This is a genomic window from Parvibaculum sp., assembly GCF_049671045.1.
Taxonomy (GTDB): domain Bacteria; phylum Pseudomonadota; class Alphaproteobacteria; order Parvibaculales; family Parvibaculaceae; genus Parvibaculum.
The window spans coordinates 26,674-47,436 of the sequence record NZ_JBATUH010000111.1 but is presented as its reverse complement, the minus strand read 5'-3'; the positions used below and the strand labels follow the sequence as shown (position 1 = coordinate 47,436).

Below are 20,763 nucleotides of genomic sequence, written 5' to 3'. Positions count from 1 at the left end.
GGAGATTCGAGGTTCCCCGGCATGCCCGCCAATCAACTTCCGACGCCATTCCCAAGCGAATCGCTCACGGAAAAATTTCCGTTTCACGAGGTTTCCGTTCTCGTCGTCGAGGACGCCCCGCAATTCGCGGGGATCGTCGCGGGCATTCTCAAATCCTTCGGCATCGGGAAAATCTATCCCGCGCGCAACGGCGAGGACGCGCTCCACATTCTCGCCCATCAGCGCGTGCATGTGGTTCTCGTGGACGATCTCGAGCCGCCGCTCGACGGCCGCACGGTCGTGAAGACGCTGCGCAAGCCCGACTCGGGATTGCCGAACCATGTGCCCGTCATCTTCATGACGGAGCGGCCGTTCAAGACAAACGTCATCGCCGTCCGCGACAGCGGCGCGACGGAAGTACTGTCCAAGCCCTTCTCGGCCACGCAGCTCATGACGCGGATCGAATCCGTTCTGCGCAGGCCCCGCCCGCTCATTCACAGCGGCGATTTCGACGGGCCCGACCGGCGCCGGCAAGTCAAGGCCGCGCCCGAAAAGAAGCGCGCCAGCGACCGCCACGCCGAGTAGAAAGCCCGGCGGCGCCTTTTTCGGGGGTCACGCGCAGGCGTCGCGATAGCGATCGCGCAGCAGGTTCTTCTGGACCTTGCCCATGGTGTTGCGCGGCAGGCTTTCGACGAAGAAAGCGTGCTTCGGCACCTTGTAATTGGCGATCTTCTCCTTGAGCCGCGCGATCAGCGCCGCCTCGTCAAGCGCACTCCCCTCGCGCAGCACCACGACCGCGACGCCCGCCTCGCCGAAATCCTTGTGGGGAACGCCGACGATCGCGGATTCGTCGACCTCCGGCATTTCGTCGATCAGCGTCTCGATCTCCTTCGGATAGACGTTGTAGCCGCCCGAAATGATGAGGTCCTTGGCGCGGCCGACGAGGTGAACGTAACCGTCCGCGTCGATCATCGCGACGTCGCCGGTCCTGAACCAGCCGCCTTCCGCAAATTCCTCGGCCGTCTTTTCGGGCATGCGCCAATAGCCACTGAAGACATTCGGTCCGCGCACTTCGAGGCCGCCGATCTCGCCTCGCGGCAATTCGCGCCCGTCCTCGCCCATGACGCGAACCTCGACGCCCGGAAGCGGAAAGCCCACCGTGCCGGCGCGGCGCTCGCCATCATAGGGATTCGATGTGTTCATGCCGGTTTCGGTCATGCCGTAGCGTTCGAGAATGGCAAGCCCGGTGCGCGATCTGAATTCCTCGAAGGTCTCGGCGAGCAGCGGCGCCGAACCGCTGGTGAAAAGCCGCATATGCGCGACGAGCCTCGCGTTGAAATCCTCGCCCGCGAGGAGCCGGGTGTAGAAGGTCGGCACGCCCATGAAGGTGCTCGCGCGCGGAAGCTGGCGCAACACCTCGGCGCGGTCGAATTTCGAAAGCCAGATCATGCGCGCGCCGGAGAGAAGCGCGCAGTGGCAGGCGACGAAGAGCCCATGCGCATGGAAGATCGGCAGCGCGTGAAGCAACACATCCTCTTCCGTGAAGCGCCAGGAATCGCGCAGCGCGATGCCGTTCGCGGCGAGATTGCCGTGGCTCAGCATCGCGCCCTTGGGCTTGCCCGTCGTGCCGGAGGTATAGAGGATCGCCGCGAGATCCGATGAAGCGCAGTCGGCGACGGGCAAGGCATCGCGCACTTTCGCCGCCGCCTCGCTGAAGCTGCCGAAGCCCTCGGCATCGAGCGTCAGGACATGCGCCGTCCCGTGGCGTGCGGCGATCTCGTGCGTCTCGGCCTCGCGCGCCGGATCGCAGATGATGAGGGCGGGTTCTGCATTGCCCACGAGATAATCGACCTCGTCCGTCCGGTAGGCCGTGTTCATCGGCAGGAACACGAAGCCGCCGCGCAGACAGGCGAGATAGGCGATCAGCGCCTCGGGCGATTTTTCCGCCTGCACGGCCACACGGTCGCCATGCCTGAGCCCGAGGCCCGCGAAAAGCGAGGCGGCCCGCGCGGTCGCGCCCGCAAGCTCCGCGAAGGTCCAGCTCACGCGGCCGCGCGCACGGTCCGGCACCTCGATCGCCACCTTGCTGCGATCTGCGGGAAACGACATTTCGATGAGGGAATAAAGGGAAGTTGGCATCGCTCGCTCACATCATCGTCAAAAGTGCATGTCCACTTATAGCGCATGCACCTTCACGATGGACAATGCGAAGAGCGGACGAGGGGCAGCGAGCCCCCCGCCCCGTCGTCAGGCTCGTTTGCGCCCGGTGAACATGGCGCGCACGAGATTTTCGCGGTGCTCGAAGCTCGAAAAGGCGACGCCCGCGAGATGGAGGCCGACAAGGACGAGCATGAGATTGGCCAGCGCCTCATGCACTTCCTCGACCCATTCGACGCCCCAGAAGGCATCCGTCGTCATCATGAAGCCCGTCGCGCAGAGCGCCGAGAGCATCAGCAGCAGCGCCGCCACCATGGCTCCCCCGGCCGGGTTGTGGCCGAGATAGCGCTTCGCCCGGAAGCGCGGCATGTCGCGCATATAGGCGATGACGGTTCGCGGCGAGCGGATGAAATCGGTGAAGCGGGCATGCTTCGTTCCGATCAGGCCCCAGACGAGCCGGAAGCCGAGCAGTCCCATGATGACATAGCCGGTGGCGATGTGAACGCTTTCGGCCTCGTCGCCCGTCGCCCAGGCAATGATGAAGGCGAGGACCAGCGACCAGTGGAAGATCCGCACCAGCGGGTCCCAGACCTTGACCGTGGCCGGCCGCATCGCGCGGCCGGCATTGTCGGTCGTGAGTTCAGCCGCCATCAGTCGTCATCCTTGCGGTTGACGAGTTCGCCGCTCACCGGGTTCATGAAGATTTCGACCTTCGCCTTGTTGCTGTCGAAAGCGTAGATCTCGTAGCAGCCATCCTCGACCTTCACGCGGCGCACCTCATAGCCGAGCGCCGTCGCCTTCGCCTTTGCCGCGTCCTTGCTCATCCATTGCTCGCGGGGCTGATCGGTGCAGCGGGCATCCTTGTCCGCAGCCATGGCGCTTGAGGTCATCGCCGCCGAGGTCAGGGCGGCGGAAGTCAGGGCGAGAGTGGCAAGAGCGCCTGCGGCCAGTATCGTCTTCACGCGCATCGTTCGATCTCCTTCAATGGGGAGGCGGCATCGCCTCGATGGAGACGACCCTAGGCGCGGGCGGCTGACCGATCGCTGAGACGCTTTGTCAGCATTCTGTCAGCCTCGATCGTGCGATGATGCGCCGATGAGAAAACACAAGCCTTCGCCAGGAAAAACCGCGGCGGCGCTCGCGCTCGTCGCCCTCATTTGGCCGCTGGGCGCCGGGGCGGGCGATCACGACCGCGCGCGCGAGGCGCGGGAACGGGGCGACATAAAGCCGCTGGAGGACATACTTCCCGGCATAAGCCGCCTCTATCCCGGCGACATCGTGAAGGTCGAGCTCGAGCGGGAAGACGGGCGCTGGATCTATGAGATCAAGCTCATCGGCAAGGACGGGCGCCTCGTCAAACTCGATGTCGATGCGCGCAGCGCCGAGATCATAGAGGCGGAGGGCCGCTGATGCGCCTTCTCGTGGTCGAGGATGACGACCGGATCGCGAACGACATCATGACGGCGCTCGCCGCCGCCGGCTATGCGGCCGAGCGCGAAAAGGATGGCGAGGAAGCGTGGTTTCGTGGCGACACGGAAGATTTCGACGCCATCGTCCTCGATCTCGGCCTGCCATCCATGGACGGGCTTGCGGTGCTCAAGCGCTGGCGGGCGGCGGGACGGCGCATGCCCGTGCTGGTGCTGACGGCGCGCGGCTCATGGGTCGAGCGCGTCGAGGGGATCGATGCGGGCGCCGACGATTATCTCGCCAAGCCGTTCCGCATGGAGGAGCTTCTGGCCCGGCTGCGCGCCATCATCAGGCGCTCCGCCGGGCAGGCGGCGCCCGTTCTCGTCAACGGTCCGGTGACGCTCGATCCGCGGCAGATGAAGGTGACGGTGAACGGAGTGCCCGTGCATCTTTCGCCGCAGGAATACAGGCTCCTTTCCTATCTTCTCCATCATGCGGGCCGCGTCGTGCCCCAGCTCGAACTGACCGAGCATCTCTACGCACAGGATTATGAACGCGAGTCGAACGCCATCGAGGTGCTGGTCGGGCGCCTGCGCCGGAAGCTCGGCGTCGATCTCATCGAAACGAGGCGCGGCTTCGGCTATTTCGTCGCGGAAGCAAAGTCATGACCCGGCGCTCGCTCCGGCTGCGGCTCATCGCGGGCTCCGCCCTTTCGATCGCGGCGGCGCTGGTGCTGGCGGGGCTCGGCCTCGTTTTCCTGTTCGAGCGCCATGTCGAAAGGCGGGTGGATGGCGAGCTTGAAACCTATCTGCGCCAGATCGCCGGCAATATCGCCTTCGACCCCGATGGCGCGATCCGCCTTTCGCCACAACCGGCCGACCCCCGCTTCGACCAGCCGCTGAGCGGGCTCTACTGGCAGATCGAGGACGAGAAGAGCGGGCAAAGGCTTCGCTCGCGCTCGCTCTGGGACACGGCTCTCACGCTTCCCGCCGACAGTCTCGGCCGCCTCGTCATTCACCGGCACGAGCTGCCGGGGCCCGCCGGAACGCAGCTCGTGGTGCGGGAACGCGAGGTTCTCTTTCCCGATCGCGGTGCGGAGCGGCCGCTGCGGCTCGCCGTCGCCATTGATCGCGCGGAGATCGCGCGCGCGACGCGGGATTTCGGCGCGGATATGGCGCCCTCGCTCCTGCTCCTCGGGCTCGCGCTTCTGGCGGCAGGCTGGCTGCAGGTGCGTGTGGGCCTCCAGCCGCTCGAAGCCGTGCGGCGCGGCGTCGAGGCCATTCATGCAGGCACGCTGAAGCGGCTCGCTTCCGACTATCCGGACGAGGTGCTGCCGCTAGCGGAGGAAATCAACGATCTTCTCGATGCGCAGGAAAAGGCCATCGAGCGCTCGCGCGGCCGGGCGGCCGATCTTGCGCATGGGCTCAGAACGCCGCTCTCCGTCCTTGCGGCCGATGCGCGGCTGTTGCGCGCGAGAGGCGAAAGCGAGATCGCCGACGACATAGACGAACTCGCCGAAACCATGCGCCGCCATGCCGAGCGCGCCATCGCCCAGACGCGGCTGAGGCCGAGGCGCGGCCTCTCCGTCGCGCTCGCGCCCGCTATCGCGCGGCTCGTCGCGACCATACGCAAGACGCCGCGGGGAGAGGCGCTCGAATGGGCAAGCGACATAGCGGCGGATGCGCGCGCCGCCATCGACGAGGGCGACCTCATCGAGCTTGCCGGAAACCTGATCGAGAATGCGGCGAAATGGGCGCGCGGGCGCGTTCGCATTTCCGGCGGAGCAGCGCCTGGGGGCGTCGTCCTTCGGATCGAGGATGACGGGCCGGGCATTCCCGAGGCCAAACGCGAAGCGGCGCTGAGGCGCGGCGGGCGGCTCGACCTAAGTGCGCCCGGAAGCGGGCTCGGCCTCGCCATTGTCGGCGACATAGTGGAGAGCTATGGAGGCGAGCTTCATCTGGAGGAAAGCGAGCTCGGCGGCCTCTGTGCCCGCGTCGTCCTGCCGGCGGCGGCGGCAAGGCCCGCCTGAAGGCCGACGGGAGAATGCCCGGTTCAGAGGCTTTTCCGCCGCCCTTATCCAGCCTATGATTTTCGGCATGGGGCGGGGGGTGCCCAGGCGGGGGATTTCGTTCAGTTTCTCTCAAGGGAGGCCCGGCATGGCACTGCGCAAGTTCATCATCGAACGCGATATCCCCTCCGTCGGCACTTTCGAGCGCGAGCAGCTTCGCGAGGCCGCGGCCAAGTCGAACGACGTCCTGAAGAAGCTCGCCCCGGACATCCAGTGGCAGGAGAGCTATGTCGCGGACAACAAGACCTTCTGCGTCTATCTCGCCAAGGATGAATCGCTGATCCGCAAGCACGCGGAGATGAGCGGCTTTCCGGCTACGAAGATCACCGAGATCAAGGGAATGATCGACCCGACGACCGAACGCAAGGCGTGACGCCGGCAGGGGCTCCTGCAATCGCGGCCGAAAGGGCCCGGAGGAGCGTTGGAGCGGGTGAAGGGAATCGAACCCTCGTCGTAAGCTTGGGAAGCTTCTGCTCTACCATTGAGCTACACCCGCGCCCGCCTTTAGTAGCGCGGGGCCCGCGCCCGGCGCAAGAGCCTACCAGCGGTTCCGCACCTCCTCGGCAAAGCCGAGGAGCCGGCTCGCCTCGAGCCTGCTGCCATCGTCGAGCACCACCTGCCCCGTGAAGCGGCCGAAGACCTGATGCTGAATGGAGCGCAGGAGCTTCAGATCGAAATTCGCGCTGCGGTCGATGATCGGCTCGAACTCCATTTCGAACCGCCCGTCGCTGCTCGTGAAGCGCCAGGGCGCGCCGTCATAGGTCCCTTGGGGAATGTGAAAGGCGACATCGGCGAGCTTGTGGGCGCGCCCGTCGACGAAGAGCATGTTCTCGCTCGCCGCCGAGGTGTCGCCGAAGCCATAGCCGATGTTGAAACCGAAGGGCCGCCCGCCGACGAGCCCCGAGGCCGAACCCCAATACCAGGTGTTGTCATAGGTCCAGACGCCTCGGCCCCAATCGAGCACGCCGAAGGCCGAATGCGGCTCGAAGGCGAAGCGCTGGCCGTCGAAAACGATCTCGCCCTCGGCCGGCAGGCAGTTGATCTTCTGGTTGTAATAGAAGGCGCGCGGCGCTCCGGCGAAAGGCGTCGCGATGACCATGCGGTCCATCGGAGGCTGGGCGAGCCACAATTCCCCCTTGAGCCCCCTGCCGCCCGCAAAGCCCGGATAATCGACGCTGAGCCGCCTCCCGCCCGGCTCGTGGCGGAAGGCGAGCGACACCTTCGCATGGCGCTGCACGATGTCGCCCGCATCGGCGCTTTCGGGAAGCCCCATTCGCCCGCGCGGGAAGACCAGCATCGCGCTGTCGTTGAGCGCCCCTGGCGTGCGGAAGTCGAGCCATGAAGCGGCGAGCAGGCCCATATAGGAATTGTCCGCGACGGTCAGCGCGAGGCCGTAATCCCCGGCGAGGATGCAGTAATAGTCCCATTCCTTGATGCGGTACCAGGGCGCGCGAATGGCGCCCCGGCGATAGCGCTTCACTTCGGCGCGCGCCCAGCCCCGTTCGGCGAGCGCGCCCGCCCCGTCCAGAAGATCGCCGCCCGTCAATTCATGCTGCATGCCCCTGCCCCCTCGCGCTTTGCAGGCAGTCTAGCGGGCCTCGCCGTTTTGTGAACAGCGCCCGCAGCCCGAAATGCTATACCTGCCGGTATGACCGACATGTCCCGAACCATCCTGCCGCTCGAAAAATTCTCGGACCCCGACATCACGGCGAAGGGCGAGCGGCGCGCATCCGTGTCCTTCCGCTCCCTCGAAACGCTCTGGATCAATACGGGCACGCTCTGCAACATCGAGTGCGCGCATTGCTACATCCATTCGAGCCCGACCGAGGACCGGCTGTCCTACATCACCGCCGCCGAGGTCGCGCGCTTCCTCGACGAGATCGGGCGCGAAAAGCTCGGCACGCGCGAGATCGGGTTCACGGGCGGCGAGCCCTTCATGAACCCGGACCTCATCGCCATGGCCGCAGACGCGCTCGGCCGCGGCCATGAGGTGCTGATCCTCACCAATGCGATGCAGCCCATGATGCGGCCTGCGCCGCGCGCGGGCCTTCTCCGCCTCAAGGAGGCTCACGACGCAAGGCTTCGGCTCCGGGTGAGCCTCGATCATTATACGGAGAAACTGCACGACCGCGAGCGGGGACCGGGCAGCTTCGCGCGGACGATGGCGGGCTTGCGCTTTCTCGCGCGGGAGGGGTTCGCGTTCTCGGTGGCGGGCCGCACCATCCATGGCGAGGGCGAGGCAACGGAGCGCGCGGGCTTTGCGGCGCTCTTTGCGCGCGAGAAAATCCCGGTCGAGGCGAACGACCCCGGCGCTCTCGTGCTCTTTCCGGAGATGGACGAGAAGGCGGATGTGCCGGAGATCACCACCGCCTGCTGGGGCATCCTCCATGTCGATCCGGCGACCGTCATGTGCGCGACGAGCCGCATGGTGGTGAAGCGGAAGGGCGACGCCTCCCCCCGCGTCGTTGCCTGCACGCTCATTCCCGACGATCCGCAATTCGATCTCGGAGAGACGCTTGCCGAAAGCTTCCGGCCCGTGAAACTCAATCACCGCCATTGCGCGAAATTCTGCGTTCTGGGCGGCGGGAGCTGCTCCGCCGGCTGACATCCCCGGGCGGGGCGCCAACCGCTTTGACCTCGATCAATGAACGCCCCCGCCGCCTGATCCAATCTTGCCTCCTGTTGAGAGTGGCGCGCCGCACGGGCGCGCCCTCGAAGCGAGGAGAACGGACAATGACAGCGAAATCTCTGATTTTGGCGGGTGTTGCAGTGGCCGGTCTCTTCGCCGGCGCGGCATTCGCCGATGTGTACATGAAGGGCGAAGACGTGGCCAAACTCATCGTCGGCAAGACGATCGAGGGGCAGTACCGGGAGTGCGGCGCGGGCCGGAACGACTTTCAGGAGTATTACGAGAAGAACGGCACCATTCGCGGCCGCGAGCGCCCCTGCAACATTCAGGGCTCATGGACCAAGTATGGCGGCACATGGGCGGTCAAGGACGGGAAGTTCTGCATCACGCTCGGGCCCAATCGTCCGAACGGCTGCTACGACTACCAGATCGACAAGTCCGGCACGCTGCGCCGCGTGAACGAGGCCGGCGTCACGGACCTCACCTTCAAGATCTATGACGGAAACCCGGATCATCTCTGAGTTCCGTCGGACGTTGCGCGGCCGGCCTGTTTTCCCCTGACCCCCCGGGGCCGGCCGTCGCAACCCTCCAGCTTCAATGCGCGAAGGCGATCCAGAGAAGCGGCAGCACGATGGCCGTGACGATGCCGTTCAGCGCCATGGCCACGCCCGAGAATGTGCCTGCCCGCCAGCTCACCTGAAAAGCGCGCGCCGTGCCCATGCCATGCGCGGCTATACCCATGGCAAAGCCGCGGGCGCGCTCGTCGCGGACGCGAACCATGTTGAAAAGCGCGCTGCCGAAGATCGCTCCGATGCCGCCCGTGATGATGACGAAGGCGGCGGTGAGCGCCGGTATGCCGCCGATCTCGGAGGCGATGCCCATGGCGATGGGCGTCGTCACCGATTTGGGCGCGAGGGAGCGGATCGTCTCGATGTCGGCGCCCATCGCATAGCCGATGAGGACGGCGGAGAGAACCGCCGCCGACGACCCGATGACAAGCGCCACCACCATCGGCACGAGCGCGCTCCTCACCTCGGCGAAGTTGAGATAGAGGGGAACGGCAAGCCCCACCGTCGCCGGTCCGAGCAGCCAGAGCAGGATCGACCCGCCGCGCGAATAATCCGTGTAGGGCACATCTGAAAAGACGAGCAGCGCGATGATGGGAGCGGCGGCGATGAAGACCGGATTGGCGGCCGGGTGCCCGTTGAGTTTTTCCTGCACCCAGCGCGCGCCCAGATAGGCCGCGAGCGTCACGCAGAGCCACAGCATTCCCTCTCCGGCGAACCAGACATGCTGCGCCGTCATTCGTCGCTTCCCCGTTGTCCGGTGAGCCGCGCGGCCCAGTGAAAGGCGAGCGCGCCCGCAATGAGGGCGATGAAGGTGCCGCCCGTCAGCGCCACGACGATCGGAAGGAGGTCCTGGCGCACCAGCGCCGCATAGGCCATCACGCCCACGCCCGCCGGGATATAGAAAAGATTGAGATGCCGGAGCAGAAATTCGGCCATGCGGCGCAAGGGCTGCGGCACGCGGCCGAGAAAGGCGAACACGCCAAGCAGGATCAATATGCCGATGACCGTTCCCGGCACGGGAAGATGCAGCAGGGCGGCCACGCGCCCGCCCGCCCAGTTGCAGAGCACGAGCACGAGAAAGGCCGCCGCATAGGGAATGACGCCGCGCGCCCGCATGTCGTCAGAGCGGCTTGAAATGTTTCGAGAGCTTCAGCCCCTGACGCTGATAGTTCGAGCCCATGCGCTCGCCGTATAGCACGGCTGGCCGATCCGTCAGGCGTTCATAGACGAGGCGGCCGATGATCTGGCCATGCTCCAGGATGAAGGGCACGTCATGGCTGCGGACCTCGAGGACCGCGCGGCTTCCGAGGCCGCCAGCCTCCTTCGCGCCGAAACCGGGATCGAAGAAGCCCGCATAGTGCACGCGGAACTCGCCCACCAGCGGATTGTAGGGCACCATCTCGGCGGCATGGCTCGCCGGCACATGGACCGCCTCGCGGGAGGCGAGAATATAGAATTCATCCGGGTCGAGAATGAGTCCCTTGCCCGGGCGCACGTGAAGCGGGTCCCAGAAATCGAGAACGTCATAGGCGGCGCGGCGGTCGACATCGATCACGCCGGAATGACTCTTGGCGCGAAAGCCGACGATGCCCCCTTCCTGCTCCGGCTGAAGATTGACGGTGAGGCCGAGGCCGCCATCGATATCGGCGTCGCCATCCACAAGCCCGACCTCATCATGGAGGCGCCGCATCTCCGCATCGGAATGCGTTGCCGTTCCGCGGCGAAAGCGGATCTGCGCGAGGCGCGAACCGGGCCGCACGAGAATGGGAAAGCTGCGCGGCGAGATTTCGAGATAGAGGTGCCCCTTGTAGCCCGCCGCCACCTGATCGAACTCGGTCGAGAAATCCGTGATGACGCGCGTGAAGACATCGAGCCGGCCGGTCGAGCTTTTCGGATTGGCGGCGGCCGAGGTGCGCTCGGAAAGCGCCAGCGCCTCGACGAGCGGCACGAGATAGACGCAGCCCGTCTCGAGCACCGCCCCTTCGGAAAGGTCGATCTTGTGGAGGGTCAGCTCCTCGACCCGCTCCATCACGCCGCGATCGGGACCGGGGAGGAAACTCGCGCGCAGCCGGTAGGCTTGCGTTCCGAGCCGCAGGTCGAGACTTGCGGGCTGAATCTGCTCGCGCTCGATCTCGCGCGTCGCCCAGATCTCGCGTTCACGGATCATCGCCTGAATGGCGTGCGCCGGCAGAATGCCGGTCGCAAAAGCCTGGCCCGGCCCGACGCGACGGGGCTCGGCATCTTCATAGTTCGGAAAAAGATCGTCCACCGCACTGGTCATCGACATACCCTGCCTCAGGAACGGCCATCGGGCCGCCCGCTGTTATAGGTCGAGGCGCCGCCAGCGGGAAGCACCGAGGGCGTTGTGCAGGCCGAACGGGAATTGTTCCCCGTTTGTACCGGTTTTCCCATGATGTGCCCACGCGCCCGGCGGGGTTTCGGGCCGCGGCTTGCGCGCTCGTCATCCCCGAATGGAGCCGCAGGCCGCGCGCAGATGCAGCAAGGGCTGCGCTTGACGCATCCCGGCAATGGGAATTAAATGCGCGCCAATCCCGTGGTGATTTTAGCCGACCGGCTTGCGGCCACGTAAAACAACCCGCTAAACAGGTCGGGTTTTGCGAAGCCCCGACCACCTGCCGGTCGGGTTTTTCGTTTCCGGCGACCCTCGGGCCGGCCGACATTCAGGCAGGCAAGTCATCATGACCAAATCCTATCGTCCCCGTACCGCCCTCGTTCATGGCGGTGCGCGCAGGAGCCAGTTCGGCGAGACCAGCGAAGCGCTCTTCCTCACCTCCGGCTACACCTATGAATCCATGGAAGCGGCAGAGAAACGCTTCACCGGCGAGGAGCCGGGCTTCATCTATAGCCGCTTTGCGAACCCGACGGTCCGCATGTTCGAGGAACGCATGGCGCTGCTGGAAGGGGCGGAGGATGCGCGCGCAACCGCGAGCGGCATGGCGGCCGTCACCGCGGCGATCCTCTGTTCGCTGAAGGCGGGCGATCACATCCTTTCGTCGCAGGCGGTTTTCGGCTCCTGCCGCTTCATTGTCGAGACGCTGGCGCCACGCTTCGGCATTTCCTCCACGCTCGTCGACGGGCGCGATCTCGACCAGTGGAAGAAGGCGATCAGGCCCAATACGCGGATCGTCTTCCTCGAATCGCCCTCCAATCCGACGCTCGAAGTGATCGACATCAGGGCCGTCGCCGAGATCGCGCATGCGGCCGGCGCATTGCTCATCGTGGACAATGTGTTCGCGACGCCCATTCTGCAGCGGCCGCTCGAACTCGGCGCCGATATCGTCGTCTATTCGGCGACCAAGCATATTGACGGACAGGGTCGCTGCCTCGGCGGCGTGGTGCTGTCGTCGAAGCAATGGATCGCCGACCATCTGGCCAATTTCCTGCGCCAGACGGGCCCCGCGATCAGCCCCTTCAATGCCTGGGTGATGCTCAAGAGCCTCGAGACGCTCGATCTGCGTGTGCGCGAACATGCGCGCAACGGCGAGGCGGTTGCCCGCTTTCTCGAAGACCATCCCAAGGTCACGCGCGTTCTCCATCCCGCGCTCAAGAGCCATCCGCAGCACGAGCTAGCCATGAGCCAGATGGAGATGGGCGGCAACGTCATGGCCTTCGACGTGAAGGGCGGAAAGGAAGGCGCTTTCCGCTTCGCCAATGCGCTCGAAATCATCAAGATTTCAAACAATCTCGGCGACGCCAAAAGCCTCATCACCCACCCTGCGACGACCACGCATCAGCGCCTCACGCCCGAGCAGCGGGCGGCAAGCGGCATCAGCGAGGGCATGTTGCGGCTTTCCATCGGGCTCGAAGATCCGCAGGACCTGATGGAGGACCTCGACGCGGCGCTGGCGGGGATCTGAGATCCCCGCCCTTGCGCGATGCTGACGCCCGGACACACGGCGTTAATGCAACCTTAGCGGATTGTCTTTAATGTGAACGATCGGAGGCCCCCTGGCGGGCGAGTGCAGGTTTTCGCAAGTAGAGGCCGCATCTCCTGCAGCGCCCGCAAGGTCGCCTTCACTCAACGTCAGCGGATGATGCATTCGCGCAAGGACAGCACGATGTACAGTTCCCAGACCAACTCCATCCACATCAAGGTCGAGCCGACCTATCTCGAGGATCAGTCCGAGCCCGACCAGGACTATTATGTCTGGGCCTATCACGTCGTGATCGAGAACCGGGGCGAGAAGACCGTGCAGCTTCGCTCGCGCTACTGGAAGATCACCGATGCGAGCGGCCATGTGCATGAAGTGCGTGGTCCCGGCGTCGTCGGCGAGCAGCCCGTGCTGAAGCCGGGCGAGCGCTTCGAATATACGAGCGGCACCCCCCTCGCGACGCCCTTCGGCATCATGTTCGGCAACTACCAGATGGAAACGGACAGGGGCGAAACCTTCATCGTCGACATTCCGGCCTTCTCGCTCGACTGCCCGCATGTGACGGCCCTGCCGAACTGACGTAGCGTCCCCCTTCACCAAACTGGCGTTTTTTCCCCGATCTCGCGTAGCATGACTGCGGGAGGCGGGGGGCCTCCCGTCTCATGGGCCGGGCTTCGTCCCCCCGCAGAAAACGCCCGGGACCGCCAGGGTCCGGCGAGGGGAGGAGCCATGAACTATCTTGTGACCGGGGGGACGGGCTTTCTCGGCCGTCACCTCATCGACGAACTCGTGAAACGCAAGGGCACGATCTATGTGCTTGTGCGGCCGGGCTCGAAGGAAAAGCTGAAGCGCCTGAGCGAGCGCTGGGGGGCCGAGGCCGCGCGCGTCGTCGCCGTGACCGGCGACATCGAGAAGAAGCGCATGGGCGTCGCCCCTGCCGAGATCGCGAAGCTCAAGGGCAAGGTCGATCACGTCTTCCATCTCGCCGCGATCTACGACATTGCCAATGAGGACGAAGCCGCGCAGATGGCCGCCAATGTGGACGGCACGCGGCACGCGCTCGAACTCGCCGAGGCGGTCGGCGCCAAATGCTTCCATCATGTCAGCTCGATCGCGGCGGCAGGGCTCTTTTCCGGCTGGTGGCGCGAGGACATGTTCGAGGAATGGGAGAACGGCAGGCATCCCTATTTCTCGACCAAGCATGCCTCCGAAGCCGTGGTGCGCAACGAGGCGAAGATGCCCTGGCGCATCTACCGGCCCGGCATCGTGGTCGGGCATTCGAAGACAGGCGAGATCGACAAGATCGACGGGCCTTACGTCTTCTTCCGCATGCTCAAGAAACTGCGCCGCATGCTGCCGCCCTGGGTTCCGCTCGTCGGCATCGAAGGTGGCTACATCAACATCGTGCCGGTCGATTTCGTGACCCGGGCGCTCGATCACATCGCGCACAAGCCGAAGCTCGACGGGCACACATTCCACCTCACCAACCCGGAGCATCTGCGCGTCGGCCAAGTGCTCAACATGTTCGCGCGGGCGGCGAACGCGCCGCAATTCACGGTGCGCGTCGATGCGCGCATGTTCGCCTTCATTCCGAAGGGCCTCCGCGACAGCCTGATGCGGCTGCCGCCGGTGAAGTCGATCATCGAAAGCGTTCTCGGCGATCTCGGCATCCCGCGTGCGACGCTCAAATTCTTCAACTACCCGACGCGCTTCGACGCCCGCGATGCGGAAAAGGCGCTCAAGGGCTCCGGCATCACCTGCCCGCCACTCGAATCCTATGCGGGATTTCTCTGGGATTACTGGGAGCGCAACCTCGATCCCGATCTCTTCCGCGACCGCTCGCTCTCGGGCGCGGTCAGAGGGAAGACCGTGCTCATCACCGGCGCCTCGTCGGGCATCGGACATGCAACAGCGCTCAAGGTCGCGGCGGCGGGCGGCCGGGTGCTCATCGTCGCGCGCGATGTCGAAAAACTCGCCGCGACGAAGGCCGAGATCGAGGCCGCCGGCGGCGAGGCGCATACCTACAGCGCCGACATCGCCGACATGGCCTCCAGCGACAGGCTCGTGCAGCAGGTGCTGAAGGATCATGGCGGTGTCGACATTCTCGTCAACAATGCGGGCCGCTCGATCCGCCGCTCCGTACATCTCTCCTATGATCGCTTCCACGATTTCGAGCGCACGATGCAGCTCAATTATTTCGGCGCACTCAGGCTCATCATGGGCTTCCTGCCCTCGATGGTGGAGCGCAACCGCGGCCAGATCATCAACATTCTCTCCATCGGCGTGCAGGTGAACCAGCCGCGCTTCTCGGCCTATGTCGCGTCCAAGGCGGCGCTCGGCGCCTTTGCCCGCTGCGCCCAGCCCGAGTTCCATCACAACAATATCGCCTTCACCAATATCTACATGCCGCTGGTGAAGACGCCGATGATCGCGCCGACCAAGATCTATGACAGCGTGCCGACGCTGGCACCCGACGATGCCGCCGATCTCATCTGCGAAGGGATCATCGAACGGCCGAAGCGGATCGCGACGCGCCTCGGCACGTTCGGCGAGGTGCTGTGGGCGCTTGCTCCCAACATCACCAATATCCTTTTCAACACTACGTTCCGCCTCTTCCCGGATTCAGCGGCGGCAAAGGGCGAGAAGCCGGCGCCTAGCGAGGCGCAGGCCTCGAACGAGGCGGTGGCGCTCGCGGCGCTCACCCGCGGCCTTCACTGGTAGCGTTCGTTCGGCTCTCCCCCTCAAGGGGGAGGCAGGCTATGTTGGGCATCCTTAAGCAGAGGATGCCCAATGCCCGCCAAACGCCTCAGCACGCGCGAGATGCTCGAAAGGCTCGTCGGCTTCGACACGACGAGCCGCAATTCCAATCTCGAACTCATCGCCTTCGTCGAGACCTATCTTTCGGCTCATGGCGTATCCTGCCGGCTCATCGCCAATGAGGACGACACCAAGGCCAATCTCTTCGCGACGATCGGCCCGGCCGACCGGGCGGGCGGCATCGTGCTTTCGGGCCACACCGATGTCGTGCCCATAGACGGGCAGGACTGGACGAGCGATCCCTTCGCCATTGTCGAGCGCGAGGGCAGACTCATCGGGCGCGGCACGAGCGACATGAAGGGCTTCATCGCCTCGGCGCTCGCCCATGTGCCGGAATTTCTGGCGCGCGGGCCGCAGATCCCCGTTCACCTCGCGCTTTCCTATGACGAGGAGGTCGGCTGTCTCGGCGTCAGGCCGATGATCGACGCGGTCATCCGCACACTGCCGAAGCCGCAGGTCGTGATCGTCGGCGAGCCTTCGAGCATGAAGGTCGTCAACGCGCATAAGGGCATCCAGTCCTATGTGACGAAGGTGACGGGCCTCGAATTCCATTCGAGCCAGACCCATCAGGGCGTGAGCGCCATCCAGTACGCGGCGGAACTCATCACCTATCTCATGAAGCTCGCGGAGGAGATGCGCGAAAGGGGCGATGCGACAGGCCGCTTCCGTCCGCCCTATACGACGATCAGCGTCGGCACCATCAAGGGCGGCAGCGCGGTCAATATCGTTCCCCGCTCCTGCACCTTCGCATGGGAGTGCCGGCCTCTTCCCGATCTCGACCCGGAGGAGATCATCACGCGCTTCATGGCCTTCGCCGAGCGAGAGGTGCTGCCGCGCATGAAGGCCGTCTATCCGAAGGCAAGCATCGAAACGTCGGTGCGCGCCCGCTCGCCGGGGCTGGCGCCCGAGGAAGGCTCGCCCGCCGAAACGCTGGTGATGAAGCTTGCGCAATGCAATTCGGCCGAGGCCGTCTCCTACAACACGGAGGCCGGGCTCTTTCAGCTTGCCGATGTTCCAACCGTCGTCTGCGGCCCCGGCTCGATCGACCAGGCGCACAAGCCCGACGAATTCATCGAGCTTTCGCAACTCGCCGAGTGCGACCGCTTCATGATGCGGCTCGCCGAATTTGCCGGGGGCGCATAGGGGCGGATAGAGGCGCCCGCGAGCGTGCCCGTCAGGGCACGAGCACCGGCGACATGGTGCGATTGATCTCGGCGGTGAGCGCCGTGTCGAATTTCTGCGCGATGATGTTCATCAGCTCGAAATAGGCGCGATCGCGGTCGTTGAGATTGGCGCTCTGGAGGATCGTCTTCTCGCCCGTCGCAACGACATTCGCCGAGTAGTTCGCATAATTGCCCGGCTGGTCGCCCTGGATCGCCACGCTGAGCTTCGCCTTGAGCGTCGCCGTCAGTTTCGTGTCAACCTGATCGCCGAAGAAGCCCTCGACGCCGCCTTTGACCGGAAGCTTCGTCTCGACCACGCTACCATCGAGGATGGTCAGCGTCGCGATGCCGCGCTGGCCGACGGCGACGAGGCGCGTATCGGCCCAGCGATGAGCGATACCGGCGGGCGTTACCGCATGAAGCTGTTCCACATTCGGCGCGCGGCCGGGCGGGTTGTAGCGGTCGTCGACAGCGACCGAGGAGACGGAGAGCTTGACCGGTTTGCCGACGAAGCCGATATCGGCCTTGGGCGCCGGCGCCGGTTCGTTCGCGCAGGCGCCAAGCAGCGCCGCCGAAGCGACAAGCATAGCGGCCGCAACACCGCGCATCGACACTCGCCAGATCATTCCAGTCCCTCCTTCAGTTCGTCGGCCGCAAAGCGGTAGACCTCGCTGCAGAATTCGCACGTCGCCTCGATGACCCCTTCGGTCGCCAGTTCCTCGAGTTCATCGCGTCCGAAGGAACGGATGACCGAACCCATGCGCTCGCGCGAGCAGCGGCAGCCAAAGGAAATGTCGGCGGGATCGTAGGCGCGAACGCCATCCTCATGGAAGAGGCGGTAGAGAAGCCGGGTCGGCGCAAGCTCCGGATCGAGAAGCTCGTGATCCTCGACCGTGTCGATCAGGATCGAGGCGCGGTTCCAGTTCTCTTCCTCGTCGCTCAGCGGGCTCTGGTCCTCGGCCTCGCGATGCCCGGTCAGGCCGCCATCGCGCGCAATGTGCTGGATCATGATCGCGCCTGCGCGCCACGAGGTCGCCGCATGGCCGGACGCATCGCGCCGGTAGAGCGGCCCGGCGGCGAGCCGGATGCGCGTCGCCACCTGCTCGGAGCTCGCGAAATACTCATGCGCCGCGTGGGAAAGCCCTTCGGTGTCGAGCGCGACGATGCCCTGATAGCGCTCCATGTCCTCGCCCTGATCGATCGTCATGGCGAGATAGCCTTCGCCGAGCAGGTCCGCCGTAGAAACGCGACCGTCAGCGAGGTTGGCGGCGAGGCGCTCGTCGTCCAGTTGCGCATAACCGCGTACATGGCCCGCACCGCCCTCCTCGCCCGTCTCGTAATCCGCGACGAGCATGCGGACGGGGCCCTTGCCCTGCGTCTGGAGCGTGAAGCGTCCCTTGAATTTCAGCGCCGAGCCGATCATCGCGGTGAGCGCGATCGCCTCGCCGAGAAGGCGCGAAACGGGCTCGGGATAGGCATGGCGCGTCAACACGCGATCGACCAGCGGCCCGAGGCGCACGACGCGGCCGCGAATGCCCAGCCCCTCGATCTGGAAGGGCTGAACGAGATCGTCGGCGCCGATTTCAAAATGGCCGGTCAGGGAGCGCGGCTCCGTGTCACTCATGAGAGGTACTCATCGGGAAAAGCACCAGGCAAGCACGCTCTTCTGCGCATGGAGGCGATTTTCCGCTTCATCCCAGACGACCGATTGCGGCCCGTCGATCACTTCCGCCGTCATTTCCTCGTCGCGATGCGCGGGAAGGCAATGCATGAAGATCGCATCCTTCTTCGCCGCCGCCATGAGGCGGGAATTGACCTGATAGGGCGCGAGCAGATTGTGGCGATGGCGCGCCTTCTCCGCCGGCGTTCCCATCGACACCCAGGTGTCGGTGGTCACGCAGTCGGCGTCCTTCACCGCCTCGAAAGGATCGGCGGTGAGCACGATCCTAGCGCCCTTGCCCTCGGCCCAGGCGAGCACCTCGGCATCGGGCACAAGCTCGGGCGGGCAGGCGAGGCGCAACTCGAATTCGAGCTGGGCCGCCGCGTGAATCCAGGACGTGACCATGTTGTTGCCGTCGCCCACCCAGGCGATGCGGCGGCCTTTGATTGGCCCCTTGTGCTCCTCGAAAGTCATCACATCGGCCATGAGCTGGCAGGGGTGCGACTTGTCGGTGAGCCCGTTGATCACGGGAACGCTCGCATATTTCGCAAGATCGAGAAGATGCTTGTGATCGGTCGTGCGGATCATGATCGCATCGACATAGCGCGAGAGAACGCGGGCCGTGTCGGCGATGGTCTCGCCGCGGCCGAGCTGGGTGTCGTTGCCGTTGAGCAGCAGCGTCTCGCCGCCGAGCTGGCGCATGGCGACGTCGAAGGAGACGCGGGTGCGGGTCGAGGGCTTCTCGAAGATCATGGCGAGGAGCTTGCCCTTGAGGGGGCTGCCTTCATCGGGCTCCGCATGAGGCCGCCCCTCGCGCGACGCCTTGCGCCGGGTGGCGTCGTCGAGCATGGCGCGAATTTCGCCGGGCCTGACCTCGCTCAGATCGAGAAAGTGCCTCGGCTGCAGCCGTTCCATCGTGCTGGCGGCGCTCATTGGGCCCCCTGTGCGGCGGTTGCCGTCTTTGCAAGTTGCGTTTCGAGCACGGTGCAGGCCCGCTCGATCTTTTCCACCGCCTCGTCGAGATGGCTCTCGTCGATGATGAGCGGCGGGAGAAGGCGCACCACATTGTCACCCGCGCCGACCGTCAGCAGATGCTCGTCGCGCAGCGCCTGAACGAGATCGGTATTGGGCACATGGGTCCTGATGCCGAGCATCAGCGCCTCGCCGCGCACGCTCTCGATGATCGCCGGATGGCGGTCGGCGAGCATGGCGAGCTTCTGGCGCAGCTTGAGGCCAATGGCGCGCACATGGGCGAGGAATTCGGGCGCCGCCATCATGCCGACGGCGGCCTCCGCCACGGCCATGGCAAGCGGATTGCCACCATAGGTCGAGCCATGCGTGCCGACCGTCATGCCGCGCGCGGCCGCTTCGGTCGCAAGACAGGCGCCGACGGGAAAGCCGCCACCCAGCGCCTTCGCCACCGCCATGATGTCGGGGGTGACGCCGGAAAGCTCATGGGCGAAGAGCCGTCCCGTGCGGCCGAAGCCCGTCTGCACCTCGTCGAGCACGAGAAGGATTCCCGCCTCGTCGCAAAGCGCACGGATGCGCCGCAGCTGCTCGCCCGGAAGGACGCGGATGCCGCCCTCGCCCTGAACCGGCTCGATGAGGATGCCCGCCGTCTTCGGGCCGATCGCCGCCTCGAGCGCCTTCATGTCGCCGAAAGGCAGGTGCTGGAAGCCCGGCATGTCGGGGCCGAAGCCTTCCATATATTTCCTGTTGCCGCCCGCCGAGATGGTGGCGAGCGTGCGGCCGTGGAAGGCGCCCTCGAAGGTGATGAGTTCGTTCCGCTCGGGGTTGCCGCCCGCGTAATGATAGCGCCGCGCCATCTTGATCGCGCATTCGAGCGCCTCGGCGCCGGAATTGGTGAAGAAGACGGTGTCGGCGAAGGTGAGATCCACGAGCTTGCGGGCGAGCTTCTCCTGACCCGGAATCCTGTAGATATTGGAGACGTGCCAGACCTTCTGCGCCTGCTCGGTCAGCGCCTTCACCAGCGCCGGATGGGCATGGCCGAGCGCATTGACGGCGATGCCGGCGCCGAAATCGAGATAGCGCTCACCCTTGGCGGTGAAGAGATAGGGCCCTTCGCCCCTCTCGAATTCGAGATCGGCCCGCGCATAGGTCGGCAAAACTGGGGTAATCACGATAAATCCTTCTCTTTTCTTCCTGGGCCGCAGAGCTCTCTAAATCCGGGAGAGCATCGCTGGCCGGGCGACGGTGGGAATTGCAAACGACGAAGAGCGGCTTCCCGCGCACCTCGCCGGTGCCGGGGGTCTCTCTGTCAGCGTCGTCGTTTCCCGTTCAGGATCATTCGATCACTCCGTCCCCTCGCCGGGCGGCCGGGCATTTCTCGCGCCCGATGGCATGCGCCCAATAGAAAAAGCCGCCTTATGGGGGCGGCGATCCGAGAAGCATCGGAGTATT

General features: G+C 65.2%; 22 protein-coding genes, 1 tRNA gene and 1 riboswitch. Of the genes, 11 read left to right on the top strand and 12 right to left on the bottom strand.

The window, feature by feature from the left end; all coding sequences use genetic code 11:
* Nucleotides 1-21 precede the first annotated feature (21 nt).
* On the top strand, nucleotides 22-564 hold the full coding sequence (locus WBG82_RS12730) for a response regulator transcription factor (protein WP_424424888.1): 543 nt from the start codon (nucleotides 22-24) through the stop codon (nucleotides 562-564).
* 27 nt (nucleotides 565-591) lie between these two features.
* On the opposite strand, the gene WBG82_RS12725 is transcribed toward WBG82_RS12730, so the two are convergent.
* The 3 genes from WBG82_RS12725 to WBG82_RS12715 form a co-directional block, all read right to left on the bottom strand.
* Nucleotides 592-2,118, bottom strand: a complete 1,527-nt coding sequence (locus tag WBG82_RS12725; RefSeq protein ID WP_424424887.1) for a malonate--CoA ligase — start codon at nucleotides 2,116-2,118, stop codon at nucleotides 592-594.
* A gap of 108 nt (nucleotides 2,119-2,226) precedes the next feature.
* Entirely contained in the window at nucleotides 2,227-2,787 is a 561-nt protein-coding gene (locus WBG82_RS12720) for a cytochrome b/b6 domain-containing protein (RefSeq protein ID WP_424424886.1), read from the bottom strand.
* Complete coding sequence (locus tag WBG82_RS12715; protein WP_424424885.1) at nucleotides 2,787-3,104, bottom strand: PepSY domain-containing protein; 318 nt, start codon at nucleotides 3,102-3,104, stop codon at nucleotides 2,787-2,789. Before WBG82_RS12715 ends, WBG82_RS12720 begins: the two co-directional genes overlap by 1 nt.
* A gap of 127 nt (nucleotides 3,105-3,231) precedes the next feature.
* Here WBG82_RS12715 and WBG82_RS12710 point away from each other — a divergent pair, with 127 nt between their 5' ends.
* The 4 genes from WBG82_RS12710 to WBG82_RS12695 all read left to right on the top strand — a co-directional run bounded on the left by WBG82_RS12710 (nucleotide 3,232) and on the right by WBG82_RS12695 (nucleotide 5,984).
* Nucleotides 3,232-3,546, top strand: a complete 315-nt coding sequence (locus WBG82_RS12710; protein ID WP_424424884.1) for a PepSY domain-containing protein — start codon at nucleotides 3,232-3,234, stop codon at nucleotides 3,544-3,546.
* Nucleotides 3,546-4,211 (top strand): response regulator transcription factor, encoded by a 666-nt coding sequence (locus WBG82_RS12705; RefSeq protein WP_424424883.1) that lies wholly within the window; start codon nucleotides 3,546-3,548, stop codon nucleotides 4,209-4,211. The genes WBG82_RS12710 and WBG82_RS12705 overlap by 1 nt, the downstream gene beginning before the upstream one ends.
* Nucleotides 4,208-5,572: a sensor histidine kinase gene (locus WBG82_RS12700; RefSeq protein WP_424424882.1), complete on the top strand. Its 1,365-nt coding sequence runs from the start codon at nucleotides 4,208-4,210 to the stop codon at nucleotides 5,570-5,572. The genes WBG82_RS12705 and WBG82_RS12700 overlap by 4 nt, the downstream gene beginning before the upstream one ends.
* Before the next feature lie 127 nt (nucleotides 5,573-5,699).
* The gene (locus WBG82_RS12695) at nucleotides 5,700-5,984 is read left to right on the top strand and encodes a DUF4242 domain-containing protein (protein WP_424424881.1); all 285 of its coding nucleotides are present in this window, start codon (nucleotides 5,700-5,702) and stop codon (nucleotides 5,982-5,984) included.
* A 49-nt stretch (nucleotides 5,985-6,033) separates the two neighbouring features.
* Here WBG82_RS12695 and WBG82_RS12690 read toward each other — a convergent pair.
* Nucleotides 6,034-6,107: transfer RNA gene (locus tag WBG82_RS12690), tRNA-Gly, on the bottom strand.
* 42 nt (nucleotides 6,108-6,149) lie between these two features.
* The gene (locus WBG82_RS12685; RefSeq protein WP_424424880.1) at nucleotides 6,150-7,169 is read right to left on the bottom strand and encodes a DUF2804 domain-containing protein; all 1,020 of its coding nucleotides are present in this window, start codon (nucleotides 7,167-7,169) and stop codon (nucleotides 6,150-6,152) included.
* A gap of 99 nt (nucleotides 7,170-7,268) precedes the next feature.
* On the opposite strand from WBG82_RS12685, the gene WBG82_RS12680 reads away from it, so the two are divergent.
* Nucleotides 7,269-8,216 (top strand): radical SAM protein, encoded by a 948-nt coding sequence (locus WBG82_RS12680; protein WP_424424879.1) that lies wholly within the window; start codon nucleotides 7,269-7,271, stop codon nucleotides 8,214-8,216.
* 128 nt (nucleotides 8,217-8,344) lie between these two features.
* Nucleotides 8,345-8,761 (top strand): hypothetical protein, encoded by a 417-nt coding sequence (locus tag WBG82_RS12675; RefSeq protein WP_424424878.1) that lies wholly within the window; start codon nucleotides 8,345-8,347, stop codon nucleotides 8,759-8,761.
* 73 nt (nucleotides 8,762-8,834) lie between these two features.
* On the opposite strand, the gene WBG82_RS12670 is transcribed toward WBG82_RS12675, so the two are convergent.
* Genes WBG82_RS12670 through WBG82_RS12660 form a run of 3 tightly spaced genes read right to left on the bottom strand, consistent with a single transcriptional unit; the run spans nucleotide 8,835 to nucleotide 11,090 of the window.
* Nucleotides 8,835-9,545, bottom strand: coding sequence for an LrgB family protein (locus WBG82_RS12670; RefSeq protein ID WP_424424877.1), 711 nt, complete (start codon nucleotides 9,543-9,545; stop codon nucleotides 8,835-8,837).
* The gene (locus WBG82_RS12665; RefSeq protein ID WP_424424876.1) at nucleotides 9,542-9,925 is read right to left on the bottom strand and encodes a CidA/LrgA family protein; all 384 of its coding nucleotides are present in this window, start codon (nucleotides 9,923-9,925) and stop codon (nucleotides 9,542-9,544) included. The genes WBG82_RS12670 and WBG82_RS12665 overlap by 4 nt, the downstream gene beginning before the upstream one ends.
* A 4-nt stretch (nucleotides 9,926-9,929) precedes the next feature.
* Complete coding sequence (locus tag WBG82_RS12660) at nucleotides 9,930-11,090, bottom strand: 2'-deoxycytidine 5'-triphosphate deaminase (RefSeq protein ID WP_424424913.1); 1,161 nt, start codon at nucleotides 11,088-11,090, stop codon at nucleotides 9,930-9,932.
* Nucleotides 11,091-11,353: 263 nt separating this feature from the next.
* Nucleotides 11,354-11,433: riboswitch (SAM riboswitch) on the top strand.
* Between the two features lie 75 nt (nucleotides 11,434-11,508).
* Here WBG82_RS12660 and WBG82_RS12655 point away from each other — a divergent pair.
* The 4 genes from WBG82_RS12655 to argE all read left to right on the top strand — a co-directional run bounded on the left by WBG82_RS12655 (nucleotide 11,509) and on the right by argE (nucleotide 16,662).
* Nucleotides 11,509-12,687, top strand: coding sequence for an O-succinylhomoserine sulfhydrylase (locus WBG82_RS12655; protein ID WP_424424875.1), 1,179 nt, complete (start codon nucleotides 11,509-11,511; stop codon nucleotides 12,685-12,687).
* Between the two features lie 201 nt (nucleotides 12,688-12,888).
* Nucleotides 12,889-13,281: a Co2+/Mg2+ efflux protein ApaG gene (apaG, locus tag WBG82_RS12650; protein WP_324300278.1), complete on the top strand. Its 393-nt coding sequence runs from the start codon at nucleotides 12,889-12,891 to the stop codon at nucleotides 13,279-13,281.
* A 150-nt stretch (nucleotides 13,282-13,431) separates the two neighbouring features.
* Nucleotides 13,432-15,423, top strand: a complete 1,992-nt coding sequence (locus WBG82_RS12645) for an SDR family oxidoreductase (RefSeq protein ID WP_424424874.1) — start codon at nucleotides 13,432-13,434, stop codon at nucleotides 15,421-15,423.
* A 69-nt stretch (nucleotides 15,424-15,492) separates the two neighbouring features.
* Entirely contained in the window at nucleotides 15,493-16,662 is a 1,170-nt protein-coding gene (gene argE / locus WBG82_RS12640) for an acetylornithine deacetylase (RefSeq protein ID WP_424424873.1), read from the top strand.
* A 31-nt stretch (nucleotides 16,663-16,693) separates the two neighbouring features.
* Here the strand turns inward: argE and WBG82_RS12635 are convergent, their stop codons facing one another.
* Genes WBG82_RS12635 through WBG82_RS12620 form a run of 4 tightly spaced genes read right to left on the bottom strand, consistent with a single transcriptional unit; the run spans nucleotide 16,694 to nucleotide 20,483 of the window.
* The gene (locus tag WBG82_RS12635) at nucleotides 16,694-17,308 is read right to left on the bottom strand and encodes a hypothetical protein (protein WP_424424872.1); all 615 of its coding nucleotides are present in this window, start codon (nucleotides 17,306-17,308) and stop codon (nucleotides 16,694-16,696) included.
* Nucleotides 17,305-18,306 (bottom strand): Hsp33 family molecular chaperone, encoded by a 1,002-nt coding sequence (locus WBG82_RS12630; protein WP_424424871.1) that lies wholly within the window; start codon nucleotides 18,304-18,306, stop codon nucleotides 17,305-17,307. Before WBG82_RS12630 ends, WBG82_RS12635 begins: the two co-directional genes overlap by 4 nt.
* Nucleotides 18,307-18,315: 9 nt before the next feature.
* The gene (argF, locus tag WBG82_RS12625) at nucleotides 18,316-19,275 is read right to left on the bottom strand and encodes an ornithine carbamoyltransferase (protein WP_424424870.1); all 960 of its coding nucleotides are present in this window, start codon (nucleotides 19,273-19,275) and stop codon (nucleotides 18,316-18,318) included.
* The gene (locus tag WBG82_RS12620; RefSeq protein ID WP_424424869.1) at nucleotides 19,272-20,483 is read right to left on the bottom strand and encodes an aspartate aminotransferase family protein; all 1,212 of its coding nucleotides are present in this window, start codon (nucleotides 20,481-20,483) and stop codon (nucleotides 19,272-19,274) included. The genes argF and WBG82_RS12620 overlap by 4 nt, the downstream gene beginning before the upstream one ends.
* Nucleotides 20,484-20,763 lie beyond the last annotated feature (280 nt).